Here is a 24,004-nt window from a genome sequence, read left to right on the forward strand (position 1 = left end):
CTGTCCCGCATGACCCCCGGCCGACTGCTCATCGGCGCCACCCCGCTTGGCCAGCCCTCCGACGCCTCATCACGGCTGGTCGCCGCGCTGAGAGACGCCGACGTCATCGCCGCAGAGGACACCCGCCGCATCCGCACGCTGGCCAAGGCCCTCGAAGTCAGGCTCACCGCCAAAGTGGTGAGCCTCTATGACCAGAACGAAGCCTCGCGCGTGTCGGGCCTGCTCGATGAGGTCCGGGCCGGTTCGACGGTGCTGCTGGTCAGCGATGCCGGTATGCCGTTGATCAGCGATCCCGGCTACCGGCTGGTGACGGCGTCTATAGATGCTGGGGTAGCCGTCCATTGCCTGCCGGGCCCGTCGGCGGTGACGACGGCGCTGGCGGTCTCCGGGCTACCGGCCGAGAGGTTCTGCTTCGAGGGATTCGCGCCGCGCAAACAGGCCGCCCGCAGAACGTGGCTGAACACACTCGCGGCCGAGCAGCGGACCTGTGTGTTCTTCGAGTCGCCGCGCCGGCTTGCGGGGACACTCACGGACGCCGTCGAGGTGCTCGGCCCGGCGCGACGGGCAGTGGTGTGCCGCGAGCTGACCAAGACACACGAGGAAGTGCTCCGCGGCTCGCTGGCCGAACTCGCCGACTGGGCCGCCGACGGGGTCCTCGGCGAGATCACCGTCGTGCTGGCCGGCGCCGTCCCGAAAGCCGACCTCGACACGCTGGTTGCCGAGGTCAACGAACTCGTCGACGACGGCATCCGGGTCAAGGACGCCTGTGCCGAGGTGGTCGCGGCCAATCCGGGCTCACCGTCACGGCGTGAGCTCTACGACGCGGTCCTGCGCTCGCGCGCGTGACCCCGTGATCGGCGCGGCCTTGTGCAGGCACTCCTCCCACTCCCGATCGGGATCCGAGTCGGCCGTGATGCCCCCGCCGACGCCCAGAACCGCGTTGCCGGACGCGTCGAACTCGACGGTGCGGATCGCGACGTTCAACTCACAACCTGCGACGGGTGACGCCAGACCGACTGTCCCGCAATAAACCCCGCGGCGAACCGGTTCCCACCCGGTGAGCAGCCGACGGGCCCGCGTCTTCGGCGTACCCGTCACCGAGGCGGGCGGGAACGTGGCGTCCAGCACCGCCGACATCGGCACACCGACGTCCACCCGCGCCGACACAGTCGACACCAGATGCCACACCCCCGGCGCGGGTCGCACCGACAACAGCTCGGGCACCGTCACCGTGCCGACGTCGGCGACGCGGCCGAGGTCGTTGCGCACGAGGTCGACGATCATGATGTTCTCGGCGACGTCCTTGACCGAATTGCGCAGCTCCAATGGGTCTGCCGACAGTGGCAGGGTCCCCTTGATCGGACTCGACGCGACGTGGTCACCACGCCGGCACAGGAACAGTTCCGGCGACAACGACGCCACCGCGCCCCACGCTCCCGCCACATAGGCCGCACGCGCGGGGGAGCAGCGTTGCACGGCGTCGACGAAGAAGTCGATCGAAGCTGTACTCGATGTCGCCGCCGGAGCGGCTCCGGCGTCGAGTCGGCCGCGGAACTGTGTGCACACACACGCCTGGTAGACCTCGCCGGCGGCGATCGCGTCCAGGCAGGCCAACACCCCGCGGCGATGCGCTTCGCGGTCGGCCTCGCCCCACGCGAGGCGAAACGGCCGCGGCTGGACAGGCGCTCGCACCGCGTCGACCACCCAGTCAGGAATCGCTGCATCGGTGAGGCTTTCGAACCACCACCGTCCGTCACGGTCTTGGCGCAGCACACAATCGGACCAGCCGCCCGCAGCGTGCGGAACACGCGGGCCGCGTCCGTCGGCCGCAGCATCCGGATACGACAGATAACCGAACCATCCACCGCCGACCGCATCTTCCGATCCGCCCGGCATCACGTCGAACACCCGCGACGCCTCGGCGGGCGCCACGTCGACCGTCGGCGCGATGACCGCACCCGAGCCGAACCAGTCGCCGATCAACGCCGCAGGCGGCGGCAACCCACGCTCGGCCGCGGCGTATGCGACGGCACGCAGTACCGCCGGGGCGCCGCCCAGGTCGCCGAGCAGGTCGATCCGCACGGCCTCAGCTTGTCAGATGCTGCGCGTGATCTCCCGCGGGATGTCCACGCCGGTGAGCTTGTCCGGGTTGCGCATCGCGTAGAAGTGCGAGATGCGGCCATCGGTGATCTCGATGGTGATGACGCCCTCGAAGCTGTCGCCGAGGTAGAGCTTGAGCGCCGGGGCGTTGTTGTACCAGGCAGGCTCCACCCGGCCCCTCTCGCCGGCAGACCTCACCAGGCCGATCAGCACCCGGCCGACGCGATCGGCGCCGACGACGGGCCTGCGGGCCGCGCTGACCTTACCGTCGCTGTCGGCGGTCCACTGCACGTCGTCGGTCAGCATCTCCAGCAGGCCGTCGAGGTCGCCGGTGGACGCCGCTGTGAAGAAGCGCGCGGTGATCTCCATCGACAGCTTCGGGTCGACGGGCTCGAACCGTTTGCGGCGTGACTGCACGTGCTCGCGGGCACGGTGCGCCATCTGGCGGACCGCGGCCGTCGACTTGTCGATGGCGGCGGCGATCTCGTCGTGGCTGAAGCCGAACACCTCACGCAGCACGAACACCGCGCGCTCATCGGGGCTCAAGGTCTCCAGCACGACGAGCATCGCCATCGAAACCGATTCGGCCAGCACCACATCCGTCGACGGGTCGGCGTCCTCGAGCAGCAGCGGCTCGGGCAGCCACGGGCCGACATAGTCTTCGCGCCTTCTGGACTGCGCTCGTAGCGCGTTGAGCGACTGCCGGGTGACGAGCCGGGCGAGGTAGGCCTTGGTGTCGTGCACCGCCGCGAGGTCCACCTCAGCCCAGCGCAGGTAACTGTCCTGCAGCACGTCGTCGGATTCGGTTGCGCTGCCCAGGATCTCGTAGGCGATCGTGAACAGCAGCGGACGCAGCAGCGTGAACCGTTCGGCGTGCTCGTCCCCCGCGGTGCTCATCGTGGCACGGGCTCTGCGGTCGGCGCGGCCGCCAACGCCTGCTGACGTTGCGGGTTGGTCTTCCAAGAGTACGAGCCGGGCTTGTCGGCCTCCCCGCGCAGCCACTTCAGCGTCCAGCGGCACACCTGCTCCTTGAGCAGCGCACCGCTGCGGCCACCGATGTACCACCGCCGAGGCGTGTCGTCGACGTCCGCGAACTGGAATGTGCCGGCCCTGCGCCCCAGGCTGATGCATTGGGCGGCCATCGCGTGGTTCACCGCCCCCGGCTCCTCGCCCGCCAACCGGGCCAGCACGGCGTTGGCGGCCTGCGCACCGAGCGGCAGCGCGGCCTGGCAGCTCATCCGCCACGGCAGGTTCGACGGATTCACCGCATCCCCGGCGCCGATGATGCGGGCGTCGTCGACGCTGGTGAGCGTCTCGTCGGTGAGCAACCGACCGAGCCCGTCGGTGCTCAGCCCGCTGGCCGCGGCCAGCCCCGGCACACCGAAGCCCGCCGTCCACACCGTGACCGCGCTCGGCACCTCGCGGCCGTCGGCCAGCATTACCCGATCGGCGAAAACCCTTGCCACCGCGCTGCCTTCGGCCACGATCACGCGCAGCTTGGCCAGCCGCTTGGTCACCGACCGGCGCCCACTGGAGGCCAGCGACGGCCCGAGCACGTCGGTCACCAACGTGACCGGGCGGCCGGCCTCGGCGAACTCGGCCGCGGCCTCGATGCCGGTCAGCCCACCGCCGACCACGACCACCGGCGCCGTCAGAGGGACATCGGCCATCCGCGCGGCCAGCCGTTGCGCCTGCTCCAATTCGCTCAGCGGGTAGGTGAATTCGGCGGCTCCCGGCACCGACGCGGGCATAGCGCCCGTGCTGCCGACGGCATACACCAGGTAGTCGTAATCCAATGACCCACCGGAGGCCAACGTGACGGTGCGGGTCGCCGCGTCGATCCGCTCGGCCTCGTCGACCACCAGCGGCACGGCGGGCGACAGCACCGCCGAATAGTCGGCGACGGCGTCGTCGTTGCCCGCGACCAGTTGGTGCAGCCGAATCCGTTCGACGAACGAAGCTCGCGGGTTCACCAGCGTCACGCGGGCGTGCGGGGCCAGCCGGTTGGCGGCCATCACCCCGGCGTAGCCGCCGCCGATGACGACGACGCGGGTGTTGTTCTCGGTCATTGCGAATCTCCTCGGGTCATCCAGCTCGCCGATGAGCCGGTCTGACCTCCAGACACCTCGCGCTCGCAAAGTGTGACAGCCCCGGGCGCGTATGTGGCTGACGTCACTAGCGGCTGATCTTCCGGGGGATCGTGATGCCCGCCAGTTTGTCCGGATTGCGCACCGCGTACAGGTTGGTGATCTTGTCGTCGGTCACCTCGAACACGAACAGGCCCTCCAGGTGGTCGCCGGTGTAGATCACGACGGCGGGCGCGCTGTTGTACACCGCTGTGTGGAACCGCATTTCCGGCATGTCCCTGGCCACCTCGAACAGACGGGCCATCAGCGCGGCCACCCGCCGCGCGCCGACCACCGGTCTGCGGATCGCCGTGGCCTTGCCGCCGTGGTCCGCGGTCCAGGTCACGCCGGGTGCCAGCAGCGCCATCAGACCCTCCATGTCGCCGGTGGCCGCCGCGGTCAGGAACTGCTCGGTGATCTGGGCCGTCCGGCGTTCGTCCACGGGGCCGAACCGCTTGCGCCTCGACTGCACGTGGGCCCGGGCGCGGTGCGCCATCTGGCGCACCGTCACCGCGGATTTTCCGACCGCTTCGGCGATCTCGTCGTAGTCGAAGCCGAACACCTCGCGCAGCACGAACACCGCGCGCTCGTCGGGCGTCAGCGTTTCGAGCACCACCAGCATCGCCATCGAAACCGATTCGGCCAGCACCAGATCCGTCGACGGGTCGGCGTCCTCGAGCAGCAGCGGCTCGGGCAGCCATGGGCCGATGTACTCCTCGCGACGACGTGCCCGGCTGCGCAGCGCGTTGAGTGCCTCCCGGGTCACCAGCTGCGCCAGGTAGGACTTGGTGTCCCGCACGGTCGCGAGGTCGACGTCGGCCCACCGCAGGTAGCTGTCCTGCAGCACATCGTCGGATTCCGTTGCACTGCCGAGGATCTCGTAGGCGATCGTGAACAGCAGCGGACGTAGATGGGTGAACCGCTCGGCGTGTTCTCCTGCTGAGGTGGTCACGTTTCCGTGACCACCTTCGGCGCGACCGCCGGCTGCGAAGGCCGTGGCCCGCCCTTGAACCAGTACGCCGAACCCGGCTTGCGGGCTTCGCGGCGAATGCCCCACAGCGTGCCCTTGCAGATCGCCTCCTTCAGTGAGGCGGCGACGCGGCCACCGAGGAAGGCGTTGATCTGCGTGTTGTCATGACGGCCGAACTGCAGGAGCCCGGCCCGGCGGCCCAGGCTGGTGCACGAATTGCCCCCGAAGCCGTACTCCAACACCGCCGGTTCGGTACCCGCGATCCGGCTCAGCACGGTGTTGGCCGCCTGCGGCGCGAGTTGGGAGGCCGTTGCGCAGCACATCCGCAGCGGCTCACCCGACGGGGCTGCGCAGTCACCCGCGGCGACGATGCGCTCGTCGTCGACGCTGGTGAGCGTCTCGTCGGTGAGCAACCTGCCCATCTCGTCAGTGTGCAGCCCACTCGCGACGGCGAGGTCGGGAACGCCGAACCCCGTCGTCCACACCGTCACTGCGCTCGGCCGCACGGCGCCGTCGGCGAAGACCACCGCGCCGTCGCGCACCTCGGTCACCACGTCGGCCTCGAGGACGGTCACGCCCAGCTTGCGCATCGCCTTGGCCACCGAGCGGCGGCCCGGGTCGGACAGCGCCGGCCCCAGTTGCCCGCCGCAGACCAGCGTGACCCTGCGGCCCTGTTCGGCGAGTTCGGCGGCGGTTTCGATTCCGGTCAGCCCAGCGCCGACGACGGTGACCGGGGCGTCTGGATGCAGTGCCTCCAACCGCTGACGCAGCCGCTGTGCGTATTCGAATTCAGCTACCGAGTAAGCGAATTCGGCCGCGCCGGGAACCGTCGCGGGGAAGGCGGCGGTGCTGCCGACGGCGTAGATGACGTAGTCGTAGTCCAGCTCACGGCCCGACGCCAGGCTCACGGTGCGTGCATCGGCGTCGATGCGGGTCGCGGTGTCGACGACCAGATGGATTCCGTCGCCGAGCAGCGTGCCGTAGTCGACGGCCGCGTCGTAGTCACCGGTCACCGCCTGGTGCAGCCGGATGCGCTCGACGAACTTCGGGCGGGGATTGACCAGGGTGATGTCGAGATCCCCGCGCGTTCGCAGGTGGTTGGCCGCCAGTGTTCCGGAGTAGCCGCCGCCGATGACGACGACCTTCGTGTCGATGTTGTGTGTGTTGGGTGCGTTGTGATCAGTCATGCCCTTGAGACACCGGCCGGCGCGCCTGCGTGACAGAACGTGATGTGGGTCACTCCGCGGGCGATCAGACGAGGCCGAGCGCCAGCATCGCGTCGGCCACCCGGATGAACCCCGCGATGTTGGCCCCGGCCACGTAGTTGCCGGGCTGGCCGTATTCGTCGGCGGTGGCCAGGCAGCGGTTGTGGATGCGGCGCATGATCTGCTCGAGCCGCTGTTCGGTGTCGACGAACGTCCAAGAATCCCGCGACGCGTTCTGTTGCATTTCCAACGCGCTGGTGGCGACGCCGCCCGCGTTGGCGGCCTTACCCGGTGCGAATGTCACCCCTGCCCCCGCGAAGTGCTTGACCGCGGCGGGGGAGCACGGCATGTTCGCGCCTTCTGCGACGATCCGGCAGCCGTTGGCGATCAGCGCAAGCGCCTCGTCGCCGTTGATCTCGTTCTGCGTCGCGCACGGCAGCGCGATTTCGCACGGCACGTTCCACACGTTGCGGTCTTCGACGAACGTGACGGCGCCACCACGCATCTCGGCGTAGTCGGCCACCCGGCCGCGCCGCACTTCCTTGATCTCCTTGAGGATCTCGAGGTCGATCCCCTTCTCGTCGACGACATAGCCGCTCGAGTCCGAACATGCGACCACGATGCCGCCGAGTTCCTGGATCTTCTCGATCGCATAGATCGCGACGTTGCCCGAGCCGGACACCACCGCGTGCTTGCCCTCGAAGCTGTCGTTGTTGGCCTTGAGGATCTCGTTGACGAAGAACACGGTGCCGTATCCGGTGGCCTCGGTGCGGACCTGGGAACCGCCCCAGGTCAACCCCTTTCCGGTGAGCGTGCCGGACTCGTAGCGGTTGGTGATCCGCTTGTACTGCCCGAACAGGTAACCGATTTCACGCATACCCACGCCGGCGTCGCCGGCGGGTACGTCGGTGTACTCGCCCAGATGCCGGTACAGCTCGGTCATGAACGACTGGCAGAACCGCATCACCTCGTCGTCGGTGCGGCCCTTGGGGTCGAAATCCGCGCCGCCCTTGCCGCCGCCGATCGGCATGCCGGTCAGCGAGTTCTTGAAGATCTGTTCGAAGCCGAGGAATTTGACGATGCCGAGGTAAACCGACGGGTGAAAACGCAGACCGCCCTTGAACGGGCCCAGCGCGGAGTTGAACTCGACGCGGAAGCCGCGGTTGATCTGAACCGTGCCGCGATCGTCGACCCAGGGCACCCGGAAGATGATTTGGCGTTCTGGTTCGCACAACCGGCGGATCACCTCGGAGTCGACATATTCCGGATGCTTCTCCACCACCGGTCCGAGGCTGGTGAGCACCTCGAACACGGACTGGTGGAACTCCGTCTCGCCGGCGTTGCGTCGTGCGACCTCTTCGTAGAGGTCGTGCAGTTTCTCGTGTAGTCCGTTCACTTTTCGAATCACTCAGCCTGGTAGCGGGGAAACACGCCGGTCGGTGCCGGCAGGGCAGTGCCTGGCTTCAATCGGGTACCGACGGCGGCGAAGGACCGTTCGTCGGGATCCTGACCGAGCAGGTCGAGCAGTTTGGCCGCCGAGTCGGGCATCACCGGCTGTACCAGCAGCGCCGCGATCCGCACGACCTCCAGCGTCGTGTACAGCACAGTGCCGAACCGTCTCTGGTCGTCTGAGGACTCGGACTTGCGCAGCACCCACGGCTCTTGGGCCGAGAAGTACTTGTTCGCCGAGCCCAGCACGGACCAGACGGCCTCCAGCGCCAGGTGCATAGCGACGGCGTCGTAGTGGCCGCGCACCCGGTCCAGCAACGAGTCGGCCGACTCCAGCAGCGCGGTGTCCTCGGGCGTGAAATCGCCTGGCTGCGGGACGATCCCGTCGAGGTTCTTGGCCACCATCGACAACGAACGCTGCGCCAGGTTGCCCAACTCGTTGGCGAGGTCGGCGTTGATGCGTCCGATGATCGCCTCTTCGCTGTAGCTGCCGTCCTGGCCGAACGGCACCTCGCGCAGGAAGAAGTAGCGCACCTGATCGAGCCCGAACGTGTCGACGAGGTTGACCGGATCGATGATGTTGCCCACCGACTTGCTCATCTTCTCGCCACGGTTGAGCACGAAGCCATGCGCGAACACCCTGCGCGGCAACGCGATTCCGGCCGACATCAGGAACGCCGGCCAGTAGACGGCGTGGAACCGGATGATGTCCTTGCCGATCATGTGCAGATCGGCGGGCCAGTACCGGCCGAACGCCTCCGACGAGGTATCCGGAAAGCCAACGCCCGTCAGGTAATTCGTCAATGCGTCCACCCACACGTACATGACGTGATCGGGATGATCGGGCACCGGCACGCCCCAGTCGAACGTCGTCCGGGAGATCGACAGGTCGCGCAGCCCGCCGGAGACGAAGCTGACGATCTCGTTGCGCCGCACCTCGGGCTCGATGAACTCCGGATGCGCCCGGTAGTGCGCGAGCAGCTTGTCGGTGTAGGCCGACAGCCGGAAGAAGTACGTCTGCTCCTCGGTCCACGTCACCGGAGCGCCGGTTTCGGTCGCCACCCGCACACCGTCGGCGCCGACGCTGGTCTCGGCTTCGGTGAAGAACCGCTCGTCCCGCACGGAGTACCAACCGCGGTACGAGTCGAGGTAGATGTCGCCGGCGTCGTTCATCCGTCGCCAGATCTCGTTGGACGCCTCGTGATGATCGGCATCGGAGGTGCGGATGAACCGGTCGAACGAGATGTTGAGCTTGCGCTGCAGGCGCTCGAACACATCGGAGTTCTGCCGCGCCAGCTCGGCCGTCGGCACGCCCAGCGCCTGCGCGGCCTCGGCCATCTTCAACCCGTGCACGTCGGTGCCGGTCAGGTATCGCACGTCGAACCCGTCCAGCCGCTTGAACCGGGCGATCGCGTCGGTGGCGATGTACTCGTAGGCGTGTCCGACGTGCGGATCGCCGTTCGGGTAGGCGATCGCCGTGGTGATGTAGAAAGGCTCGCTCATTTGGCCTCAGCTTATGGTGTGGCGGTGAGTGAGAAGCGTCCAGGCGCAAGGGAGCAGCCGCCAGCCCCGGCGCCGCTGAGCCCGCTGATCGACGCGCACACCCATCTCGATGCGTGCGGCGCCACGGACGCGGCCAGCGTCACCGAGATCGTCGACCGCGCCGCCGCGGTCGGCGTGCAGGCCGTCGTCACGATCGCCGACGACCTCGAGTCCGCGCGGTGGGTCACCGAGGCCGCCGAGGCCGACGCACGCGTCTACGCCGCGGTCGCCCTGCACCCGACACGGGCCGGCGCGCTCACCGAGGACGCCATGGCCGTCATCGAGCGACTCGCCGGCCATCCCCGCGTCGTCGCGGTCGGAGAGACCGGCCTGGACCTGTACTGGCCGGGCAAGCTCGACGGGTGCGCCGACCCGGCGACCCAGCGCGATGCGTTCGCCTGGCACATCGACCTCGCCAAGCGCACCGGCAAACCGCTGATGATCCACAACCGCGACGCCGACGCACAGGTGCTCGACGTGCTGGCCGCCGAGGGCGCCCCCGACACGGTGATCTTCCACTGCTTCTCATCAGGCCCGGAGATGGCACGGACGTGTGTGGACCAGGGCTGGGTGCTGAGCCTTTCGGGCACCGTCAGCTTCAAGAACGCCAAGGCGCTGCAGCAAGCGGCGGCGCTGATCCCGCCCGGGCAACTACTCGTCGAGACCGACGCGCCGTACCTCACCCCGCACCCGTATCGAGGCGCGCCCAACGAGCCGTATTGCCTGCCCTACACTGTGCGGGCGCTCGCCGAGATCATCGACAAGCCGGCAGAGGTAGTTGCGCAGGAAACAACCACGACCGCCGCGCACACCTACGGCCTTGCGAGTTGCTGACGCCAGGGCTCTCCGTTACCGTGCTGTGATCGAAACCGGAGCGCTACCAAGCAGCCGCATTCGGCCCGATTAGTCGGAGATATACGACGTTTTGAACACTTTCACAAAGCTCCATGAAGCGCGCTCGCCATTGCTACGTCTTCTGGTCGGTGCGACGCTGCTCGCCCTGACCTTCGCCGGTGGTTATGCGATAGCGGCGCACAAGACCGTCACGCTGACCGTGGACGGCTCCTCGACCACCGTGGCGACGATGAAGTCGCGGGTCATCGACGTCGTTGAGGAGAACGGCTTCGACGTCGGCGAACGCGACGACCTCTACCCCTCGGCCGATCAGCCGGTGCACCAGGCCGACACCATCGTGCTGCGTCGCAGCCGTCCGCTGCAGGTGTCCCTCGACGGGCAGGACAGCCGGCAGGTGTGGACCACCGCATCGACGGTCGACGAGGCGCTCTCGCAACTGAAGATGACCGACACGGCGCCCGCCGCGGCCTCGCGCGGCAGCCGGGTCCCACTGGCGGGCATGTCGCTGCCGGTCGTCAGCGCCAAGACCGTGCACATCAAGGACGGTTCGGCCATGCGCACCGTCACGCTGGCCGCGCCGAATGTCGCAGGCCTGCTCGCGGCGGCCGGAGCGCCGCTCGAGCAGCGCGACACCGTCGTGCCGGCCGCGTCGGCGCCCGTGACCGACGGGATGCGGATCGACGTCACGCGCCACCGGATCGAAAAGGTCGCCCAGCGAGTGCCGCTGCCTCCGGTCCTCAAGCGCATCGAAGATCCGACGCTGAACGAGAGCCGCGAGATCGTGGAAGACCCCGGAGCGCCCGGCACCCAGGACGTGATCTTTGCAGTGGCAAAGGTCAACGGCGTCGAAACCGGCAGACTGCCAGTAGCCAATGTCGTCGTGACACCGGCCCGTGAAGGCGTGGTGCGGATCGGCACGAAACCCGGGACCGACGTGCCGCCGGTGTCCAACGGCGCGACGTGGGACGCCCTCGCGCGGTGCGAAGCGGGAGGTAATTGGGCCATCAACACCGGCAACGGTTACTACGGTGGCGTTCAATTCGACCAGAACACCTGGGAGCGCAACGGCGGTTTGAAGTATGCTGCGAGAGCTGATCTGGCGACACGAGAAGAACAAATCGCGATTGCTGAAGTCACTCGGGCGCGGCAAGGTTGGGGAGCGTGGCCGACGTGTAGCGGGAGGATTGGGGCGCGCTGACCATTCGACTACTCGGGCGGACTGAGATACGGCAGCTGGCCAAACAGATCGATTTCCGGCCGCGTAAAGCTTTCGGTCAGAACTTCGTCCACGACGCGAACACGGTACGGCGGATCGTCTCGGCGTCCGGGATCAACCGGAACGACCATGTCCTCGAGGTCGGTCCCGGCCTGGGCTCTCTGACGCTGGCCCTGCTCGACCGCGGTGCGCGGGTGACCGCCGTCGAGATCGACCCGGTGTTGGCCCGGCAGCTGCCGACCACGATCGCCGACCATTCGCACAGCGAGATCAACCGGCTCACCGTGCTCAACCGCGACGTCCTGACGCTGCGTCGCGCCGAGTTGGACGACGAGCCGACGGCCCTGGTCGCGAACCTGCCCTACAACGTCGCGGTGCCTGCGCTGCTGCATCTGCTGGCCGAGCTGCCGTCGATCCGCACCGTGATGGTGATGGTGCAGGCCGAGGTGGCCGAGCGACTCGCTGCCGAACCGGGCGGCAAGGAGTACGGCGTGCCCAGCGCCAAAGCCCGCTTCTTCGGCAACGTCCGCCGTCACGGCACGGTGTCGCCGACCGTGTTCTGGCCGATCCCGCGCGTTTACTCGGGCCTGGTGGGCATCGAACGCCACGAGACCCCGCCGTGGCCCACGGACGACGACTTCCGCCGCAAGGTGTTCGAGCTGATCGACATCGGGTTCGCGCAGCGCCGCAAGACGGCCCGCAACGCGTTCGCCGAATGGGCGGGTTCGGGCAACGAGTCGGCGCGCAGGCTGCTGGCCGCCAGCATCGACCCGTCGCGTCGCGGCGAAACGCTCTCGATCGCCGACTTCGTCCGGCTGCTGCAGCGGTCCGGAGAGACCGACGCGCCCGCGGCCGGCGAACCCCACGAGCAGGAGCAGCAGGGTTCGATCGGCGTGCCTTGAGGCGTGCTCTACTGCAACGCGCGGGCGATCAGCGCGATGAGCTCACGGCAGGACCGGTAACGGTCCGCGGGGGCCTTCGACAGTGCCTTGGCCATTATCGAGTCGAAAGCCCGTGGCAGCCAGTCGTTCTCACGGGAGAATCGCGGCGGCGGGTGATGCAGGTGTGCGTCGACCAGACCGACCCGGGAGTCCTCCCGGAACGGCGGCGACCCGGTGATCAGTTCGACCGCGGTACAGGCCAGCGCGTATTCGTCGGTCGCCTCCGTCGGTGCCCGGCCCGCGATGAGTTCGGGCGCCGAGTACGGCAGCGACGCCTCCACCTGCGTCGGGCGCCGGCAGATGTCGTCGGTGATCGTGACCGCGACCCCGAAGTCGATGAGAACTGCACGGGTGCCGTCGAGGAGGATGTTGGCGGGTTTGACGTCGCAGTGCACGATCGCGCGGTTGTGGATGTAGTCCAGCGCGTCGGCGATCTGGCTCAGCGCGGCGATGCGATCGAGGAGCCTCCGCAGGCGGTGCACTCCGCCGCCCGCAATCAGCTCCATCGTCAGCCAACCGGGGCCGCGCTCGTACACCGTGACGATGTGGGGATGGTCCAATCGGTGGGCGAAGTCGAATTCCCGTCGCAGCTGGGCCAGCTCCGCGAGATGGCGGTGGCCCTCGTCGAGGATCTTCAGCGCGACCACCCTCGCCTCGTCCTCGGCGCCGTGTACCCGATAGACAGTGGCGGATCCGCCGTGGCCGAGGAGCTCGTCGACCACATAGCCTTCGAACCGGTCGCCGGCGGACAGCACCTTCCCAGATTAGTGCCGGTGCCGGCTCTGACTCGGTGAGACGACCGCTGGTCACCAGATAGGGTCGTGCCGTGTCGGGCTGGAACGGAAACACCGCCTCGGAGTGGGTCCCCACCGGGTCGGTCACGGTCCGGGTGCCCGGCAAGGTGAACCTCTACCTGGAGGTGGGGGACCGGCGCGACGACGGCTATCACGAGCTCACCACCGTGTTCCACGCCGTTTCGCTGCTCGACGAGGTCACCGTCCGCAACGCCGACATGCTGACCGTGGAGATGACCGGTGAAGGGGCAGAGGCGCTGCCCACCGACGAACGCAACCTCGCGTGGCGGGCGGCGGTGTTGATGGCCGAGCACGTGGGCCGGGCGCCGGATGTGGCGATCGCCATCGAGAAGTCCATCCCGGTGGCCGGCGGGATGGCGGGCGGCAGCGCAGACGCAGCGGCGGTACTGGTCGCGATGAACGCGCTGTGGGAGCTGGGTGTGCCGCGGCGTGATCTGCACGCGCTGGCCGCTCAACTCGGCAGCGACGTGCCGTTCGCACTGCACGGCGGGACGGCGCTGGGCACCGGTCGCGGCGAGGAGCTGGCGACAGTGCTGGCCCGCACCACGTTCCACTGGGTGTTGGCGTTCGCCGACGGCGGGTTGTCGACGCCTGCGGTGTTCGCCGAGATCGACCGGCTGCGCGAGACCGCGGGATCCGACCGCAAGGCGCCGCCGCGTCTCGACGACCCCGAGCCGGTGCTGGCCGCGTTGGCGTCCGGTGATGCCGCCGAGCTGGCGCCGCTGCTCGGAAACGACCTGCAGGCCGCGGCGCTGCACCTCGACCCGGGGCTTCGCCGCACGCTGCGCGCCGGCACCGAGGCGGGGGCGTTGGCGGGCATCGTCTCGGGCTCGGGCCCGACGTGCGCGTTCCTGTGCGCTTCGGCGAGCGCGGCGGTGGACGTCGGTGCACAACTCGCGGGCGCGGGCGTGTGTCGCACGGTGCGGGTGGCCAGCGGCCCCGTGCAGGGTGCGCGCGTGGTACCCGCGCCGTCGACCGCGTGACTTCTGCCGCTTCTGCCGCTTCTGCCGCGAGTGCGCAGCCTGGTACGCAAAACCCGCGAAATTCTGTACCCAGCTGAGCGCTGGGCAGCATTTTGATAACGAGCGGGTGTGAGCCAGACCTCAATTCTCACGAGAGTTTGGCGGCTACTTAAGAGTTGCCTAAGATGAGCTGCGGTGAAAACTAGCGGTCATGCAGCGGACGCGACTTTCTTACCCGCCGGAAACCTCGGTGGGAGTCTCGTCGGATGCGGCGTAGGTTCCGGTGCATCACCGATTCGAGACTCAACCGCTCCCGATTTGTATGCGCGCCTTCGCCATCGCGCGCCTGAGCAGGCGGAGCATTACGCCAGGGAATTAGCTCTGGAGCCGAGGAGGTCGTCGTGAGCCGATTCACCGAGAAGATGTACCGCAATGCCCGCACCGTCACGACGGGCATGGTCACCGGTGAACCCCACGAGCCCGTCCGCCACACCTGGGGCGAGGTGCACGAGCGGGCCCGCTGCATCGCAGGCGGCCTGGCTGCCGCGGGCATCGGCCCCGGCGACGCCATCGGCGTGCTGGCCGGCTTCCCCGTCGAGATCGCGCCGACCGCGCAGGGCCTGTGGATGCGCGGCGCCAGCCTGACGATGCTGCACCAGCCGACGCCGCGCACCGACCTGGCCGTGTGGGCCGAGGACACCATGACCGTGATCAGCATGATCGAGGCCAAGGCAGTGATCGTGTCCGAGCCGTTCCTGGTGGCGATCCCGGTGCTCGAGGAGAAGGGCATCAAGGTCCTCACGGTCGGCGATCTGCTGGCATCCGAGCCGATCGACCCCGTCGAGGTCGGCGAGGACGATCTGGCGCTGATGCAGCTGACGTCGGGATCCACCGGATCCCCGAAGGCCGTGCAGATCACGCACCGCAACATCTACTCCAACGCCGAGGCGATGTTCATCGGCGCCGAGTACGACGTCGAGAAGGACGTCATGGTCAGCTGGCTGCCCTGTTTCCACGACATGGGCATGGTCGGCTTCCTGACCATCCCGATGTACTTCGGCGCGGAACTGGTCAAGGTCACGCCGATGGACTTCCTGCGCGACACGCTGCTGTGGGCCAAGCTCATCGACAAGTACAAGGGCACCATGACCGCCGCCCCGAACTTCGCGTACGCGCTGTTCGCCAAGCGGCTGCGGCGTCAGGCCAAGCCCGGCGAGTTCGACCTGTCGACGTTGCGCTTCGCGCTGTCGGGCGCCGAGCCCGTCGAGCCCGCGGACGTCGAGGACCTGCTGGATGCCGGCAAGCCGTTCGGTCTGAAGCCCGACGCGATCCTGCCCGCCTACGGCATGGCCGAAACCACGCTGGCGGTGTCGTTCTCGCCGTGCGGTGCCGGCCTGGTGGTCGACGAAGTCGATGCCGACCTGCTGGCCGCGCTGCGCCGCGCCGTGCCCGCCACCAAGGGCAACACCCGCCGGTTGGCCTCACTCGGACCACTGCTGACAGACCTGGAGGCACGCGTCATCGACGAGCACGGCAACGTGATGCCGCCGCGCGGGGTCGGCGTGATCGAGCTGCGCGGCGAGTCGCTGACGCCCGGCTACATCACGATGGGCGGCTTCATTCCCGCGCAGGACGAGCACGGCTGGTATGACACCGGCGACCTCGGCTACATCACCGAAGAGGGCAACATCGTCGTCTGCGGCCGAGTCAAGGACGTCATCATCATGGCCGGCCGCAACATCTATCCGACCGACATCGAGCGCGCCGCCTGCCGCGTCGACGGTGTGCGCCCGGGTTGCGCGGTCGCGGTGCGACTCGATGCCGGGCACTCGCGGGAGACGTTCGCCGTCGCGGTCGAGTCCAACTCCTGGCAGGACCCCGCCGAGGTGCGTCGCATCGAACACGATGTCGCCCATGAGGTGGTCGCCGAGGTCGACGTCCGCCCGCGCAACGTCGTCGTGCTCGGGCCGGGCACCATCCCGAAGACCCCGTCGGGCAAGCTGCGTCGCAGCAACTCGGTCTCCCTCGTCACCTAGCGCCCCTCCGGGTTGGCGCGAGAGTGCGTGTTTGCACACGGCACGCCGCGAAAATTCAGCACTTCACGCACGCTCGCCGGTAACGAGCTGTCGGTCACTGCCGATACGGTCGGTGTCATGCCCGCCCCACCCGCCATCGAAGCCATCGACCTGGTGAAGCGTTTCGGTGACAACACTGCGGTCGACGGCGTCAGCTTCACCGTCGCACCAGCCACGGTCTTGGGCCTGCTGGGTCCCAATGGTGCCGGTAAGACCACCACGGTGCGGATGATGACGACGCTGACGGAGCCGACCAGCGGCACCGCCCGCGTCGCCGGGCACGACGTCGTGCGCGAACCCGACCAGGTGCGCCGCAACATGGGACTGACCGGTCAGGTCGCCACGGTCGACGAACTGCTGACGGGCCGGGAGAACATCCGGATGATCGGCGGACTCTACGGCATCCGCAAGAAGGATCTCAGGCGGCTGGGCGATCAACTGCTGGAACAGTTTTCGCTCACCGACGCGGCCGACCGCGTGGTGAGGTCGTATTCGGGCGGCATGCGTCGCCGTCTCGACCTCGCGGTGAGCCTGCTCGCGTCGCCGCCGGTGCTGTTCCTCGACGAACCCACCACCGGCCTGGATCCGCGCAGCCGCAGCGAGTTGTGGGACGCACTGCGCAACCTGGTCAAGCAGGGCACGACGTTGTTGCTGACCACGCAGTACCTCGAGGAGGCCGATCAGCTTGCCGACAACATCGTGGTGATCGACAAGGGGCGCATCATCGCGCAGGGATCCCCGCTGCAACTCAAGCAGCAGGCGGGCACCGCCAGCCTGGTCGTGACCGTGACGAAGGCAGAGGATCTGGCGTCCGCGCAGGCGCTGCTCGCCAAGACCGGCGCCGAGGTGTTCGTCGACGTCGGCGCGCGCGAACTCACCGCCGCCGCCGACGGTCTCGACGACATGATCCGCGTCGCCGGCTGGCTGCGCGAGAGCAAGATCGACGTCGACGACATCGGGCTGTCCCGGCCGAGCCTCGACGACGTGTTCCTCACGCTGACCGGTCACCGCACCGAAGAGGAGGTCGAGGCGTGACCACCGTTGCCGCATCGGCGCCCGAGCGGGTCGAGCCGGCCCGGACCAGGCGCACCAACATCGCTCAACAGTCGTGGATCATGGTCAAGCGCAATATGATCCATACCAAGCGCATGCCCGAGATGTTGAGCGACGTGACCGCGCAGCCGATCATGTTCGTGTTGCTGTTCGCGTTCGTGTTCGGCGCTTCGATCGTCAACCCGGGCGGCACGAACTATCGCGAGTTCCTACTCCCCGGCATCCAGGCGCAGACGATCGTGTTCTCGGCGTTCGTCGTGGCAGCCGGCATCACCGCCGATGTCGAGAAAGGCATCATCGACCGGTTCCGGTCGCTGCCGATTGCGCGCTCGTCGGTTCTGATCGGACGCAGCCTCGCGAGCCTGATCCACTCCTCGCTCGGGGTGGTGGTGATGGCTCTCACGGGGTTGGCGATCGGGTGGCGCATCCGCGGCAGTGTCGCCGAAGCGGCGCTGGCGTTCGCGCTCGTGTTGGTGTTCGGTTTCGGGATAATCTGGTTCGGCATCCTGATCGGGTCGCTGCTGCGCAGCGTCGAGGCGGTCAACGGCGTGATGTTCACCGTGTTGTTTCCGATCACGTTCCTGGCCAACACGTTTGTGCCCACCGAGCCGATGCCGCACTGGCTGCGGGTCATCGCCGAGTGGAATCCGGTGTCGTCGCTGGCGCAGGCGATGCGCGAGCTGTGGGGCAACGGCGGGCCGGCGCCCGAAAGCGCACAGCTTCCGCTTCATCACCCGGTGCTGGCCACCATCGTCTGGTCGTTGGTGCTGACCGCGATCTTCGCGCCATTCGCCCTTCGCGCCTACGCCCGCCGCACGGGGGACTAGGGCAATCGCGAGCTAATCCCAGGCGTGGACGATATTCTGCGCCGGCTCCAAGCCTTGCGCCACAAGGAGTTCGGTGGCGTCGGCGGCCTGCTCGCAGATCGTCGGGACATCCTTCCACTCGGCCGAGCTGAAGGTGGAGAGCACGTACTTGGCACCGTCCATCCGCCCGGGCGGCCGGCCGATACCGATGCGGACCCGCTGAAAGTCGTTGCTGCCCAAAGCTGAACTCACCGACCGCAGACCGTTGTGCCCGGCCACGCCGCCACCGAGCTTGAGCCGGATCCGACCGAAGTCGATGTCGAGCTCGTCGTGGATCACCACGATGTCGGGCGGCGGCACCGAGTAGAACTTCGCCAGGAACCCCACCTGTCGACCCGACTCGTTCATGTAGGTGCGCGGCTTGGCCAGCACGACCGACCGTCCGCCGATTCGGCCCGTGGCCACCTCGGCGCCGGACTTCTTGTGCACCTTGAATCCCGAGCCGATGCGGTCGGCGAGGATGTCGGCGACGAGGAACCCGAGGTTGTGCCGGGTGGTGGCGTACTGCGCCCCCGGGTTGCCCAGGCCGACCACGATGAGTGGTTCGGCCATGCCGGACTACTCGGATTCTTCGGAGGGTGCGGCTTCTTCCGTGTCGCCTTCGCCCTCCGCGGCCTCGGCCTCGGCCTCTTCGCCCTCGGCCGCTTCTTCCTCCGCGGCCTCGCCGGCGCCCTCGCCTTCCATCTCCTCGGCGGTCGGGGCCGCGACGACGTTGACCACCAGCAACTCGGGGTCCGACACCAGCGTGACGCCCGACGGCAGCTCGATCGCGCCCGCGGTGAACTGCGTACCGACGTCGGCATCCTCGACGGACACGGTCAGGTTTTCCGGAATCGACTGGACGTCGGCTTCGACCTCGATGGTGTTGGCCTCCTGCGTCACCAACGTGCCGGGCACCGCGTCGCCCTCGACGAGGACGTTGACCTCGACGGTCACCTTCTCGCCACGACGCACGACGAGCAGGTCAGCGTGCGTGATGGTGCGGCGAATCGGGTGGATGTCGAGCGCCTTGGTCAGCGCGAGCTGCTCCTTGCCGTTGATGTCGAGCGTCAGAACCGCGTTGGTGCCCGCGTGGCGAAGCACGGCGGCGAAGTCGTGGCCGTCGAGCTCCAGGTGCTGCGGGTCGCTGCCGTGACCGTAGAGGACCGCGGGCACTTTGCCGTTGCGGCGAGCGCGGCGCGAGGCGCCTTTACCGGTCTCGGTACGGACCGCAGCGGTCAGGTTGTTGGGGGCGTTTCTCGCCATGCGGTGGGTGCTCCTGTCGTGTACTCGGCACGGCCAGGGCTCAACCACTCGTAAGAGGTTCGCGTCGATAACGGTGGCAGGCCACCCTCGCCGTGATCACCGGCAAGGGTAGCCGCAACTGCTGCCCTCGCCCAAATCAGAGCGGGAACTTGGTGCTCGTGAGCTGCTCGGAGAGCTCCCACAGCGCCGTCGCGGTCCGTGCGTCACGCGCCAGCGGACTGCGCAACGCGGTGGGGCCGGTGGGCCCCCGGCTGCCGAACCGCGGACCGACCAAAGTGTCGCCCGGCAAGTCCTCGGCCACCGCATACAGCGTCTGGCGGGCACCGAACTCGGCGCTGGTGGCGAACAGCCGGTTGCCCGCCAGCCAGAACCGGGTGCCGAACTTGTTACCGGTCTGGCCCTGCAGGTTGGTCGCGGAGTAGCCGGGGTGCGCGGCGATCGCCTTGACCGGTGAGCCCGCCGCGCTCAGGCGACGCTGCAGGTCTTTGGTGAACAACAGATTCGCCAGCTTGGACTGCCCGTAGGCCGGCCACGCCAGGTACGGCCGGGCCTTCCAGTTGAGATCCTTGAGGTTGATGCGGCCGATCAGATGCATTATCGACGACACCGTCACCACCCGATCGGTGATCTTGGGCAGCAGCAGGTTGGTCAGCGCGAAGTGGCCGAGGTGGTTGGTGCCGATCTGGCTCTCGAACCCGTCGACCGTCAGCGAGTACGGCACCGCCATGATGCCGGCGTTGTTCACCAGCACGTCGACGGAGTCGATCGTGTCGGCGAAGGCCTGCACCGACGCGAGGTCCTGCAGATCGAGTTTGCGGACCTCGACGTCACCGGTGATCGCCGCGGCAGCCTCGTCGCCCTTCGCGGTGTTGCGAACGGCGAGGATGACCTTTGCGCCGGCGCCGGCCAGTTCGCGCGCCGTGACCAGCCCGAGACCGCTGTTGGCGCCGGTGACGATGACGGTGCGTCCGGCGAACGAGGGCAGGTCGGCGGCGGTCCATTCGCTCATGGCGACGACTCTAGCTACCGGGGCGCGGTGGCGCCTTCGGCACCGCGACGTTGAAGCCGCCGATGATCTGCTCGATGTCCGCCGACTCCTCGAAGGCTTTCTCGGCGTAACCGGTCACCGTGAACTGGACCAGGTAACGCTGCTTGGCGGGCGGTGCGCCAGTGGCGATCACGATGCGGTTGTAACTGTGCATCCGTTGGCCGTTGAGGTCGTAGCTGCCCTCGATCATCGCCGACGGGAAACCCTTGAAGTCGTCCATCGAGGCGTTGAGACGCTTGAAGTTCTGCGACATCTCGGCGTCGACGTACCCGTGTTTGATGGCTTCTCGCGGATCGAAGTCGCCGGTCAGCTTCATCACCACCAGCATCGCGATCGGGTAGGTCTCACCCTTGGCGATCACTCGTGTGCCGGGCGCGAAGTTGCTGTTGAAGTAGGGCTGCCACCCTTTCGGCGTCGGGTATGTGACGGTCAGATCGGTGAGCTTTTCGGGAAAGACCGGGTCGCCGACCACGCCGGCCTGCTCGAGGTACGCCGCGATCGGCATCGGCTTGTCGCCCTCGGCCGGGGTCGTGGATGTCGGCGACGACGACGTCGACCACACCGACTGATAGTTGGGAGGTTCGGTGCCGCAGCCCGACGCGACGGCGATCGCGACCGCGGCCGCGAGAAGCGCGAGGCCCCGACGGCTCACAGAATCTCGCGCACCGCGTCGATCGGGCGGGCCAACCGGACGCCGTTCGACGTGACGACGAACGGCCGCTCGATCAGGATCGGGTTTGCGGCCATCGCGTCGAGGAGTTCGTCATCGCTGGCGTCGGCGAGACCCAACTCGGCGTAGAGGGGTTCCCGCTTGCGCACGGCGGTCCGCACGTCGATGCCCGCCTCGGAGATCATCTTCGCCAGCTCGGCGCGGGTCGGCGGCGTCTTCAGATATTGAACGATCGTGGGCTCGATTCCGTTCTCCCGCAACAGATCCAGCGTCTTGCGCGAGGTCGAGCACTTGGGGTTGTGGAAGATGGTTGCGTCCCGGGCCACGGCTACGCCGACCCGTCGAACAGGCTGGTGACCGAACCGTTGTCGAAGACGGCGCGGATCGTGTTGGCCAGCAACGGCGCGATCGACAGCACGGTCAACTGCGGGAAGCGCTTGTCCTCGCCAATCGGCAGCGTGTTGGTGACGATCACCTCGCAGGCGCCAGACTCCGCAAGCCGGTCACGGGCCGGGTCCGAGAGCACACCGTGTGTCGCCGCGATGATCACGTCGCCCGCGCCGTCCTTCCTGAGCAGCTTGACCGCACCGGCGATGGTGCCGCCGGTGTCGATCATGTCGTCGGTCAGCACACAGGTCTTGCCCCGCACGTCGCCGACGACGCGGTTGGACACCACCTCGTTGGGCTTCAGCGGGTCGCGCGTCTTGTGGATGAACGCAAGCGGAACGCCGCCCAGGGAGTCCGCCCACTTCTCGGCGACGCGAACCCGGCCGGAGTCCGGCGAGACGACCACCATGTCGTGATCGGCGTAGTTCTCGGCGATGTATCCGGTGAGCAGCTTCTGCGCTCGCATGTGATCCACCGGGCCGTCGAAGAACCCCTGGATCTGGTCGGTGTGCAGATCGACGGTGACGATCCGGTCGGCGCCCGCGGTCTTGAGCAGGTCGGCGACCAACCGTGCCGAGATGGGTTCACGGCCGCGGTGCTTCTTGTCCTGCCGCGCATACGGATAGAACGGCAGGATCGCGGTGATGCGCTTGGCGCTGCCGCGCTTGAGCGCGTCGATCATGATCAGCTGTTCCATCAGGTGCTGGTTCAGCGGTGCCGGATGGCTCTGCAGCACGAACGCGTCACAGCCGCGCACGGACTCGTCGAACCGGACGAAGATCTCACCGTTGGCGAAGTCCCGCGCGGTCTGCGCCGTCACGGGGACATCGAGTTCCTTGGCGACCTGCTCCGCGAGTTCGGGGTGTGCCCGACCCGAGAACAGCATCAAATTTTTGCGGTTGTCGGTCCACTCGGTGCCCACAGTGCGCCCTCAAGGTCGGGGATCGATACCGCCTAATCGTACGGGTTGCCAGATGACCAACATCCGGCAACCGGCTCACGGCTTTGCGGGGTCGTCCGCGCTGGGTTCCTCAGCCGAGGTCCGACGTGCGGCTTTGTCCGCCTCGGATCCCGGCCGCTTTCGCGCCACCCAGCCCTCGATGTTGCGCTGCGGACCCGCCGAGACCGCCAACGCACCCGGCGGCACGTCGTCGCGCACGACGGTGCCCGCGCCGGTGTAGGCACCGTCGCCGACGGTGACCGGGGCGATGAACATGGTGTCCGATCCCGTGCGGACGTGCGAGCCGACGGTGGTGCGGCTCTTGGTCTCTCCGTCGTAGTTGACGAACACACTCGACGCGCCGATGTTGCTGTGCTCGCCGATGTCGGCGTCGCCGACGTAGGTCAGGTGCGGCACCTTGGTTCCGGTGCCGATGGTGGAGTTCTTGGTCTCGACGAATGCGCCGAGCTTGCCCTGGACACCCAGCACGGTGCCCGGCCGCAGGTAGGTGAACGGTCCGACCGTCGCGCCGTCACCGATCACCGACGAGCTGCCGTGCGTGCGGCACACCGTCGCGCCGTCGCCGACCGTGACGTCGGTCAGGGTGGTGTCCGGCCCGATCTGGCACCGACCGCCGATCCGGGTGCCGCCCAGCAGTTGGGTGCCCGGCTGCACGACGGTGTCGCGGCCGATCGCTACGTCGACGTCGACCCACGTGGTCGCCGGATCGACGACCGTCACACCGGCCCGCTGGTGCGCGGCGACGATGCGCCGGTTCAGCTCGGCCCCCAGCTCGGCCAGCTGTACACGGTCGTTGACTCCGGCGACCAGCATCGAGTCGTCGACATGCTTGGCCCGCACGGCATGGCCGTCGGACCGGACGATCGCGATGACGTCGGTCAGGTACTGCTCCTGCTGGGCGTTGTCGGAGTGCAGCCGACTCAACGCGGACCGCAGCGCGGCGATGTCGAACGCGTACACCGCGGCGTTCACCTCGGTGATCGCCCGCTGGGACGGGCTGGCGTCGGCCTGCTCGACGATGCCCATGACCTCGCCGTCCTGGGTCCGCAGGATTCGGCCGTAGCCCGTCGGGTCGGGCAGCGTGGTGGTGAGCACGGTCGCCGCGGCGCCCGTCCCCGCGGTGTGCGTGCTGATCAGGTCGGCGAGCGTGTCGGCGTCCAGCAGGGGCACGTCGCCCGCAGTGACCACCACGGTGCCCGTGAACTCGGGCGGCAGCGCCGACAGCCCGCACTCCACGGCGTGCCCGGTGCCCAGTTGCTGCTCCTGCACCGCGGTGTCGATGGTCCGGCCGAGCTCGGTGGCCACCCGCTCGACCGCGTCCGTCACGCGCTCGCGGTCCATGCCCACCACCACGACGAGGTGAGCGGGTGCCCCCTCGGCGACCGCGTGCAGCGCGTGCGCAAGCATGCTGCGCCCGGCCAGGGTGTGCAGCACCTTCGGGGTGTCGGACCGCATCCGGGTACCGGCGCCGGCGGCAAGGACCACGACGGCGGAATCGCGATGGTGGTTGGTCATGAG

General features: G+C 68.1%; 23 protein-coding genes. 8 read left to right on the plus strand and 15 right to left on the minus strand.

The window, feature by feature from the left end; all coding sequences use genetic code 11:
• The first annotated feature begins 9 nt into the window (after nt 1-9).
• Nucleotides 10-846, plus strand: coding sequence for a 16S rRNA (cytidine(1402)-2'-O)-methyltransferase (rsmI, locus tag G6N18_RS21285; RefSeq protein ID WP_067220959.1), 837 nt, complete (start codon nt 10-12; stop codon nt 844-846).
• Here the strand turns inward: rsmI and G6N18_RS21290 are convergent.
• From G6N18_RS21290 to metG, 7 genes are all read right to left on the minus strand, one after another.
• On the minus strand, nt 802-2,082 hold the full coding sequence (locus G6N18_RS21290; protein WP_067220961.1) for an aminodeoxychorismate synthase component I: 1,281 nt from the start codon (nt 2,080-2,082) through the stop codon (nt 802-804). The genes rsmI and G6N18_RS21290 overlap by 45 nt on opposite strands.
• Nucleotides 2,083-2,094: 12 nt before the next feature.
• Nucleotides 2,095-2,997 (minus strand): RNA polymerase sigma-70 factor, encoded by a 903-nt coding sequence (locus tag G6N18_RS21295; protein WP_083004488.1) that lies wholly within the window; start codon nt 2,995-2,997, stop codon nt 2,095-2,097.
• Complete coding sequence (locus G6N18_RS21300) at nt 2,994-4,169, minus strand: NAD(P)/FAD-dependent oxidoreductase (protein WP_083004484.1); 1,176 nt, start codon at nt 4,167-4,169, stop codon at nt 2,994-2,996. The genes G6N18_RS21295 and G6N18_RS21300 overlap by 4 nt, the downstream gene beginning before the upstream one ends.
• 106 nt (nt 4,170-4,275) lie before the next feature.
• Nucleotides 4,276-5,178, minus strand: coding sequence for an RNA polymerase sigma-70 factor (locus G6N18_RS21305; RefSeq protein WP_067220970.1), 903 nt, complete (start codon nt 5,176-5,178; stop codon nt 4,276-4,278).
• The gene (locus tag G6N18_RS21310) at nt 5,175-6,383 is read right to left on the minus strand and encodes an NAD(P)/FAD-dependent oxidoreductase (protein ID WP_083004480.1); all 1,209 of its coding nucleotides are present in this window, start codon (nt 6,381-6,383) and stop codon (nt 5,175-5,177) included. Before G6N18_RS21310 ends, G6N18_RS21305 begins: the two co-directional genes overlap by 4 nt.
• A 64-nt stretch (nt 6,384-6,447) precedes the next feature.
• Complete coding sequence (gene gdhA / locus G6N18_RS21315) at nt 6,448-7,797, minus strand: NADP-specific glutamate dehydrogenase (RefSeq protein ID WP_083004575.1); 1,350 nt, start codon at nt 7,795-7,797, stop codon at nt 6,448-6,450.
• 8 nt (nt 7,798-7,805) lie between these two features.
• On the minus strand, nt 7,806-9,353 hold the full coding sequence (gene metG / locus G6N18_RS21320; RefSeq protein WP_083004477.1) for a methionine--tRNA ligase: 1,548 nt from the start codon (nt 9,351-9,353) through the stop codon (nt 7,806-7,808).
• A 24-nt stretch (nt 9,354-9,377) separates the two neighbouring features.
• Between metG and G6N18_RS21325 the strand changes: the two genes are divergently transcribed.
• From G6N18_RS21325 to rsmA, 3 genes are all read left to right on the plus strand, one after another.
• Complete coding sequence (locus G6N18_RS21325; protein WP_083004572.1) at nt 9,378-10,226, plus strand: TatD family hydrolase; 849 nt, start codon at nt 9,378-9,380, stop codon at nt 10,224-10,226.
• Nucleotides 10,227-10,317: 91 nt separating this feature from the next.
• On the plus strand, nt 10,318-11,445 hold the full coding sequence (locus tag G6N18_RS21330; protein WP_083004474.1) for a resuscitation-promoting factor: 1,128 nt from the start codon (nt 10,318-10,320) through the stop codon (nt 11,443-11,445).
• The gene (gene rsmA / locus G6N18_RS21335) at nt 11,442-12,365 is read left to right on the plus strand and encodes a 16S rRNA (adenine(1518)-N(6)/adenine(1519)-N(6))-dimethyltransferase RsmA (RefSeq protein WP_083004471.1); all 924 of its coding nucleotides are present in this window, start codon (nt 11,442-11,444) and stop codon (nt 12,363-12,365) included. The genes G6N18_RS21330 and rsmA overlap by 4 nt, the downstream gene beginning before the upstream one ends.
• Nucleotides 12,366-12,373: 8 nt before the next feature.
• On the opposite strand, the gene G6N18_RS21340 is transcribed toward rsmA, so the two are convergent.
• Nucleotides 12,374-13,159 (minus strand): serine/threonine-protein kinase, encoded by a 786-nt coding sequence (locus G6N18_RS21340; RefSeq protein ID WP_083004467.1) that lies wholly within the window; start codon nt 13,157-13,159, stop codon nt 12,374-12,376.
• Nucleotides 13,160-13,230: 71 nt separating this feature from the next.
• Between G6N18_RS21340 and G6N18_RS21345 the strand changes: the two genes are divergently transcribed.
• From G6N18_RS21345 to G6N18_RS21360, 4 genes are all read left to right on the plus strand, one after another.
• Nucleotides 13,231-14,202, plus strand: coding sequence for a 4-(cytidine 5'-diphospho)-2-C-methyl-D-erythritol kinase (locus G6N18_RS21345; RefSeq protein WP_067220989.1), 972 nt, complete (start codon nt 13,231-13,233; stop codon nt 14,200-14,202).
• A 380-nt stretch (nt 14,203-14,582) separates the two neighbouring features.
• Nucleotides 14,583-16,217 carry a fatty acyl-AMP ligase gene (locus tag G6N18_RS21350; protein ID WP_067220992.1) on the plus strand — a complete coding sequence of 545 codons (1,635 nt, stop codon included), beginning with the start codon at nt 14,583-14,585 and terminating at the stop codon, nt 16,215-16,217.
• 117 nt (nt 16,218-16,334) lie between these two features.
• On the plus strand, nt 16,335-17,291 hold the full coding sequence (locus tag G6N18_RS21355; protein WP_067220995.1) for an efflux ABC transporter ATPase subunit, DrrA-related: 957 nt from the start codon (nt 16,335-16,337) through the stop codon (nt 17,289-17,291).
• On the plus strand, nt 17,288-18,136 hold the full coding sequence (locus tag G6N18_RS21360) for an ABC transporter permease (protein ID WP_083004464.1): 849 nt from the start codon (nt 17,288-17,290) through the stop codon (nt 18,134-18,136). The genes G6N18_RS21355 and G6N18_RS21360 overlap by 4 nt, the downstream gene beginning before the upstream one ends.
• Nucleotides 18,137-18,148: 12 nt before the next feature.
• Here the strand turns inward: G6N18_RS21360 and pth are convergent, their stop codons facing one another.
• From pth to glmU, 7 genes are all read right to left on the minus strand, one after another.
• A complete protein-coding gene (gene pth / locus G6N18_RS21365; RefSeq protein ID WP_083004460.1) occupies nt 18,149-18,727 on the minus strand; it encodes an aminoacyl-tRNA hydrolase in 579 nt (192 codons plus the stop codon).
• 6 nt (nt 18,728-18,733) lie between these two features.
• Nucleotides 18,734-19,420, minus strand: coding sequence for a 50S ribosomal protein L25/general stress protein Ctc (locus G6N18_RS21370; RefSeq protein ID WP_083004457.1), 687 nt, complete (start codon nt 19,418-19,420; stop codon nt 18,734-18,736).
• 136 nt (nt 19,421-19,556) lie between these two features.
• Nucleotides 19,557-20,429: an oxidoreductase gene (locus G6N18_RS21375; protein ID WP_083004454.1), complete on the minus strand. Its 873-nt coding sequence runs from the start codon at nt 20,427-20,429 to the stop codon at nt 19,557-19,559.
• A 10-nt stretch (nt 20,430-20,439) separates the two neighbouring features.
• Nucleotides 20,440-21,120 (minus strand): LpqN/LpqT family lipoprotein, encoded by a 681-nt coding sequence (locus tag G6N18_RS21380; protein ID WP_083004450.1) that lies wholly within the window; start codon nt 21,118-21,120, stop codon nt 20,440-20,442.
• Nucleotides 21,117-21,464, minus strand: coding sequence for an arsenate reductase (glutaredoxin) (arsC, locus tag G6N18_RS21385; protein WP_083004446.1), 348 nt, complete (start codon nt 21,462-21,464; stop codon nt 21,117-21,119). The genes G6N18_RS21380 and arsC overlap by 4 nt, the downstream gene beginning before the upstream one ends.
• Nucleotides 21,465-21,466: 2 nt before the next feature.
• The gene (locus G6N18_RS21390; RefSeq protein WP_083004443.1) at nt 21,467-22,447 is read right to left on the minus strand and encodes a ribose-phosphate diphosphokinase; all 981 of its coding nucleotides are present in this window, start codon (nt 22,445-22,447) and stop codon (nt 21,467-21,469) included.
• Between the two features lie 75 nt (nt 22,448-22,522).
• The gene (gene glmU / locus G6N18_RS21395) at nt 22,523-24,001 is read right to left on the minus strand and encodes a bifunctional UDP-N-acetylglucosamine diphosphorylase/glucosamine-1-phosphate N-acetyltransferase GlmU (protein ID WP_083004439.1); all 1,479 of its coding nucleotides are present in this window, start codon (nt 23,999-24,001) and stop codon (nt 22,523-22,525) included.
• Nucleotides 24,002-24,004: the final 3 nt, after the last annotated feature.

This window comes from Mycolicibacterium celeriflavum (assembly GCF_010731795.1).
Classification (GTDB): domain Bacteria; phylum Actinomycetota; class Actinomycetes; order Mycobacteriales; family Mycobacteriaceae; genus Mycobacterium; species Mycobacterium celeriflavum.

What these genes read in the sequence shown, in the direction of transcription:
- rsmI (WP_067220959.1), top strand. Translation starts at nt 10, where the DNA reads ATGACCCCCGGCCGACTGCTCATCGGCGCCACCCCGCTTGGCCAGCCC.
- G6N18_RS21295 (WP_083004488.1), bottom strand. Translation starts at nt 2,997, where the DNA reads ATGAGCACCGCGGGGGACGAGCACGCCGAACGGTTCACGCTGCTGCGT.
- glmU (WP_083004439.1), bottom strand. Translation starts at nt 24,001, where the DNA reads ATGACCAACCACCATCGCGATTCCGCCGTCGTGGTCCTTGCCGCCGGC.
- G6N18_RS21375 (WP_083004454.1), bottom strand. Translation starts at nt 20,429, where the DNA reads ATGAGCGAATGGACCGCCGCCGACCTGCCCTCGTTCGCCGGACGCACC.
- G6N18_RS21355 (WP_067220995.1), top strand. Translation starts at nt 16,335, where the DNA reads ATGCCCGCCCCACCCGCCATCGAAGCCATCGACCTGGTGAAGCGTTTC.
- G6N18_RS21300 (WP_083004484.1), bottom strand. Translation starts at nt 4,169, where the DNA reads ATGACCGAGAACAACACCCGCGTCGTCGTCATCGGCGGCGGCTACGCC.
- G6N18_RS21310 (WP_083004480.1), bottom strand. Translation starts at nt 6,383, where the DNA reads ATGACTGATCACAACGCACCCAACACACACAACATCGACACGAAGGTC.
- metG (WP_083004477.1), bottom strand. Translation starts at nt 9,353, where the DNA reads ATGAGCGAGCCTTTCTACATCACCACGGCGATCGCCTACCCGAACGGC.
- pth (WP_083004460.1), bottom strand. Translation starts at nt 18,727, where the DNA reads ATGGCCGAACCACTCATCGTGGTCGGCCTGGGCAACCCGGGGGCGCAG.
- G6N18_RS21370 (WP_083004457.1), bottom strand. Translation starts at nt 19,420, where the DNA reads ATGGCGAGAAACGCCCCCAACAACCTGACCGCTGCGGTCCGTACCGAG.